The following is a 5,386-nucleotide window of genomic DNA, read 5'->3' as shown; positions in this document are numbered from 1 at the left end:
CCCCCCCCCCCCCCCCCCCCCCCCCCCCCCCCCCCCCCCCCCCCCAAGGCTGGATCCCCACAGGCGAAGCCACCCCAGCCGACGCCTGATCACCTCGACGAACAGGTCTCATCATGTCGAAGAACCACACGACTGCGAATCAATACTGGACCCGCCGAGAAACGCTGCGGTACGCCGCGGCGACTGCTCTGGGGCTGTCTGCGGGCATCCCACTGCTCGGTGGATGCTCCATCGGTTCGCAGGCACCAGCCGCGAACGGCGGTCAGCCACCGGCCCAGCCGACCGGCACGCTCCGGGTCGCTCATCTCGGCGACCCGACCAGCCTCGACCCGTCCATCGCCGGGAACGCGGTCTCACTCCCGATCGTCTCCCACAACATCTACGAAAGCCTGCTCGGCTTCAACGGCGACACATCGGAGCTCGTCGGCGTCCTCGCCGAGCGCTGGGAATCGTCGCCGGATGGACGGCAGTGGACGTTCTACCTCAAGGACGGCGTCACCTTCCATGACGGCGCGCCCCTCACGTCCTCGGCTGTGAAAAAGACCTTCCAGTACTACTCGCGATCCGGCGCGCAGTGGGCGGTCCTGCTCCCGCCCAACGCGACCTACGACGACAGCGATCCGCGCGTCATCCGCATCAGCAGCCCGGCGAGCTTCCCGGACCTCGGCCGCAACGCGACCCTGATCCGGATGATTTCGCCGAACCTCGTCGACCGCGGACCGGAAGCAGTGAACAAGACACCGACGGGAACCGGGCCCTTCCGGTTCGAGAGTTACACGACGGCAAAGAGTATCGTGCTGACTGCCAACCGTCAGTACCGCGGTCCCGGCCCCTACCTCGAAGGCCTGCAGTTCCAGATAATTCCGGACGCTTCGGCCCGTGTCGCGGCACTCCGGTCCGGAAGCGTGGATCTCGTGTACAACGTCCCGCCGAGCGACGCCGCTGCCCTGAAGACGGCGTCCAACCTCGCCGTGACCGAAAAGCCACTGTGGCGGGTCGGACAGCTGATCATCTTCACGAAGCATCAGCCAGTGGACAACCTCGCTCTGCGTCGCGCGATCGCGCATGCGATCGACAAGGAAGCAATCGTCAAGTCGATCCTTCGCGGAGTCGGCAGGCGACAGGACAACATCCTGCCCGAAGGCATTTACGGTTATCGGCAGCCCGCCACCCAGTACCCCTACGACCTGGACAAGGCCCGGCAGTTCCTCGCACAGAGCGGCTTGCCCTCCCCGGTCGAGATCGAAGCGGTGTGGTCCCCCGAGCTGGGCGAGAACATCGGCCGGGTAGAACAGGCCATCAGCGGCATGCTCAGTCAGATCGGCGTGACCATGAAGGCTACGCAGATCCCATTCGCCGAGGTCACGAAAGTGATCGTCGACCCGAAGACAAAGCCTTACCACGCCGTGGCAGGCGAGCTGGGCTGGTTGACGGGCGGTCCGCTCTTCTTCGCGACGAAGTACTTCCAGCGCACCTCGGAATTCGACGCGATGAACGACCTCAACACCAGGATGCTGTCCACCCCGGACGGTCCGGAACGCCTCCAGCTCATGGCGGACCTTCAGGAACTCTTCGCGCAACAACTCCCCGCCATTCCGCTCTACAACTCGATCCAGGTCGACGCGTACTCGAACGCGGTGCAGGGTTACAGCGCGCCGAAGGACGGCTTCCAGCCCAGGTTCGGCCAGGTCTACCTCAGTCAGTAGCCTCGAGATCGAAGGGGAGCGGGTCCTGTGGTCACCCGATTCATCATAAACCGGTTGCTGCAAAGCGTAGTCGTCGTCTTTGGTGCGGTTGTCATCAGTTTCCTCCTGACCAACACGATCGGCAGGCCGGCGGATGTGATCGGCGGGCCGCAGATGACTGCCGAGGCGAGAGCCGCACTCAATGCCGAACTCGGTTATGACAAACCGTTGGCGATGCGCTTCATGCATTACTTGAGTGGAATTTTTCAGGGCGACTTCGGAAATTCCTACCGAACGGGCTCAGACGCGATGGGCGAGGTGGTCACGGCCTTTCCGAACACCTTGATCCTGGTGGTCCTGGCCATCTTGCTCGCCGCGGCACTGGCACTCATGTTGACCATCTTCAGCGCACGTCACCGTGAATCGCGCACCGACCGGTTCATCCGCCGCACGGTCGGAGCCCTGCAGGGCATGCCCGAGTTCTGGCTCGGACTCATGCTCATCCTGGTCTTCTCGGCAAATCTCCAGTTGCTGCCGAGTTTCGGCTTCTACAACCTGTCGTCGGTGGTCCTGCCGGTGGTCACCCTTGCCCTGCCCACCGTGCCGACCCTGTACCGCGTGTTCCGCGGACAGATGCTCGACGTGCTCGGCAACGACTTCGTCGAAGCCATGCGGGCCCGCGGGTTGAGCGAACGGGTGATCGTCTACCGGCACGCACTCCGGAACATGCTCGGCCCCAGCGTGAACTTCACCGCGCTCCAGTTGGGTTACCTGATCTCGGCGTGCGTCATCGTCGAGACGATTTTCTCCTGGCCGGGAATCGGCAACCTGATGATCTCGGCGGTGCTGACGCGTGATTTCGCCGTGGTTCAGGCGACAATCATCATGGTCGCGGCTTTCTACGTGCTCCTGAACCTGATCTCGGACATCTTCATCCTCGTCAGTGATCCTCGCGTCCGGATGGTGAAAGCATGACCCTCCTCACCGGCAAGCCCGCGAAACGTCGTGCGCGCCCAGGCGGCGCCTCCCTGCGCGCGGGTGCGACGCTCCTCGGCGTACTGGCCTTCGGTGCTGTCGTCGCACGAATCCTGCCAGTCGATCCCAACACGCAGGATCTCGCCGAGTCCTACCTCCCGCCGCTGTCAGGTGGTCACGTGCTGGGCACGGACGTCCTCGGACGTGATCTCCTGGCCTGGTGCGCGTACGGCGTGGCGACGTCGCTGACAGTCGCACTGATGGTCGTCCTGATCAGCACCTTCGTCGGTGTCCTCGTCGGCGCCTACGCCGCTTACATGGGCGGCTGGGTGGACGCCGTCCTGATGCGGCTGGTCGACCTCCAACTCGCGGTTCCGCCTCTGCTGATCTTCCTGGCGGCGTCGATGCTCATCCAACCGAGCTTCGCCACGATGGTCGTCCTTCTCTCGTCAGTCGGCTGGGTGCCGTACGCGCGGCTGGTCAGGGCGAACGTCCTGGTCGACCGGGAACGGGGTTACGTCGCTGCGGCGCGCTTGGCCGGCACCCGGCGGATCGGCATACTTTTCGGGCACCTGATACCGGCCGCGGCCACGCCGATCATCGTCTACGCCTCGCTGCACATCGGGTTCGTGGTGCTGTCCGAGAGCGCGCTGTCCTTCCTCGGACTGGGCTTCCAGCCACCGACGGCCAGCCTCGGTTACATGATCTCGCAGGGCAGAGACCAGCTGGTCGGGTCGTGGTGGATCGCGACCGTGCCCGGCCTGGTGATCATCCTGCTCGTCGTCTCCGCGAACCTCATCGGAGACGGCCTGCGGGACCGTTTCCACCTCGACTCGGGGGGGCTCGCATGACCACACCCGCACTCCAGGTCCAGGACCTCGAGATTGTCGCTCCGAGCGGGACGAAACTGGTCTCGGGCGTGAGTTTCGAAGTGTCTCCCGGGCATCTGCTCGGGCTTCTCGGGGAAACCGGCGCAGGCAAGACTCTCACGGCTCGAGCGGTACTCGGGCTGCTGCCGAAGTCGCTTCGAGCCAGTGGCAAGGTCAGCTTTGACGGCCACACCTGGCACTCGATGAGCCGGCCCGAGCAGATCGCACAGCTGTTGGGCACCTCGACCGGGCTCATGCTGCAAAACCCGGCAGCGGCGTTCGACCCGATGCAGCGCGTCGGGCGGCAGCTCGTGGAATCGGTGGTACGCAAACGCCTGATGACCCGGCAGGAGGCCACGCACCGAGCTCGTGAGCTCTGCGAGTACCTCGGCCTCGTGGACATCCCCGAGCTGTTCCAGCTCTACCCGCACGAACTGTCGGGCGGCATGGCGCAGCGGCTCGCATTGGCGCAGACACTAATGCCGAAGCCGCGGTTGCTGGTGGTCGACGAGCCGACCTCGGCGCTGGACGCGAACCTGCGGATCGAGGCGCTCAAGCTACTGCGGTCGATCTCCGAGGAGGCGGGCATGGCAGCGCTGCTCGTCTCCCACGACCTCGGTCTGGTGAGCGGGTTCTGTGACAGCATCGCGATCATCTACGCCGGCAGGCTGGTCGAGTACGGCCCGATGGCCGAGGTCATCGACCGTCCCGCCCACCCGTACACGGCCACATTGCTGAACTGCGAACTCACCCTTGATCGTCCATCACGGGCTCGCCTGCCGGTGATCCTGGGCGAACCGCCGTCACCGGGCAACTGGCCGCGTGGGTGCTCCTTCCATCCCCGGTGCCCGGACGCGCAGGACCGCTGCGCGAACGATCGTCCCCTGTTCACGAAGGATTCCGACAGTGGCTATGCGTGCCACTATCCGCGACGGGAGGGCCGGACGTGCGAAATCTGACCACCACGATCACCGAAGCTGCCGCCATACACGTAAATGCGTTGTCCAAGGACTTCCGGAACCGGAAGGGCGTGGTGCGTCACGCCCTGGACTCAGTCGAGTTCACCGTCGCTCCCGGTAGGACCACCGCGGTGATCGGCGAGAGCGGTGCGGGGAAATCAACCCTGATCCGATGTGTCGCCGGACTGGAGAAGCCGACCAGTGGGGCGGTCATGGTCGGTGGCGTCGAGGTCACGGCGCCCAGGCACGGCACCACCAGCCCGGTGCAGATGGTCTTCCAGAACCCGACAGACGCGTTGAACCCGGTACGCAGCGTCGGCTGGAGCATCGGGGAACCATTGCGGAAACTCGGCAGGCGCGCCCGCCGCGCGCGGGTGGCCGAGCTGATGACGTCGGTGGGCATCGATCCCGCGCGGTACAAGGACCGGCCCAAAGCGTTCTCAGGTGGTCAACTCCAGCGGATCGTCATCGCGCGCGCGCTGGTGTCGTCACCCGACGTGCTGCTGTGCGACGAGCCCACGTCGGCGTTGGATGTCTCGGTGCAGGCGCAGATCATCAATCTGCTGCTGGATCTGCAGGAGAAGCACCACTTCGCCTGCATCGTCGTCACCCACGACCTCGCGGTGGCGCGAGCACTCGCGGAAGACGTCGTCGTCCTGCGGCACGGAGCCATGCTCTTCTCCGGCGCCCTGGACGAGATCATCGACGGTACCGCGGAGCTCGATCCGTACGTGCGGCAGTTGGTCCGTTCGTCGCACGAGATGGAGATCAAGAAAATCGAGCGCGAGCAGGTCACCTGACTCTTCAGCGGCACCACGTGGGCCGGAGGGTTCGTGAGCCACGATCTCGATCGTGCGCATCACGGGCGTTCCGGCCTTTCGCCTGTGGGGATCCAGCC

At 65.1% G+C, this 5,386-nt stretch carries 5 protein-coding genes; all 5 read left to right on the top strand.

Annotated elements, in window-relative coordinates; genetic code table 11:
- Positions 1-113: 113 nt before the first annotated feature.
- From ACCP09_RS39790 to ACCP09_RS39770, 5 genes are read left to right on the top strand one after another with little or no spacing between them, the layout of a single operon-like run.
- On the top strand, positions 114-1,706 hold the full coding sequence (locus ACCP09_RS39790; RefSeq protein ID WP_433754256.1) for an ABC transporter substrate-binding protein: 1,593 nt from the start codon (positions 114-116) through the stop codon (positions 1,704-1,706).
- Between the two features lie 27 nt (positions 1,707-1,733).
- The gene (locus tag ACCP09_RS39785; protein ID WP_431911307.1) at positions 1,734-2,660 is read left to right on the top strand and encodes an ABC transporter permease; all 927 of its coding nucleotides are present in this window, start codon (positions 1,734-1,736) and stop codon (positions 2,658-2,660) included.
- Positions 2,657-3,511: an ABC transporter permease gene (locus ACCP09_RS39780; RefSeq protein WP_431911310.1), complete on the top strand. Its 855-nt coding sequence runs from the start codon at positions 2,657-2,659 to the stop codon at positions 3,509-3,511. Before ACCP09_RS39785 ends, ACCP09_RS39780 begins: the two co-directional genes overlap by 4 nt.
- Positions 3,508-4,488: an ABC transporter ATP-binding protein gene (locus tag ACCP09_RS39775; RefSeq protein WP_433754253.1), complete on the top strand. Its 981-nt coding sequence runs from the start codon at positions 3,508-3,510 to the stop codon at positions 4,486-4,488. The genes ACCP09_RS39780 and ACCP09_RS39775 overlap by 4 nt, the downstream gene beginning before the upstream one ends.
- Positions 4,476-5,288: an ABC transporter ATP-binding protein gene (locus ACCP09_RS39770; RefSeq protein ID WP_433754251.1), complete on the top strand. Its 813-nt coding sequence runs from the start codon at positions 4,476-4,478 to the stop codon at positions 5,286-5,288. Before ACCP09_RS39775 ends, ACCP09_RS39770 begins: the two co-directional genes overlap by 13 nt.
- Positions 5,289-5,386: the final 98 nt, after the last annotated feature.

Source organism: Amycolatopsis sp. 3B14 (assembly GCF_050958625.1).
Taxonomy (GTDB): Bacteria; Actinomycetota; Actinomycetes; order Mycobacteriales; family Pseudonocardiaceae; genus Amycolatopsis_E; species Amycolatopsis_E thermoflava.
Note: the sequence above shows the minus strand (reverse complement) of the source record. Positions and strands in the feature narration are given on the sequence as shown.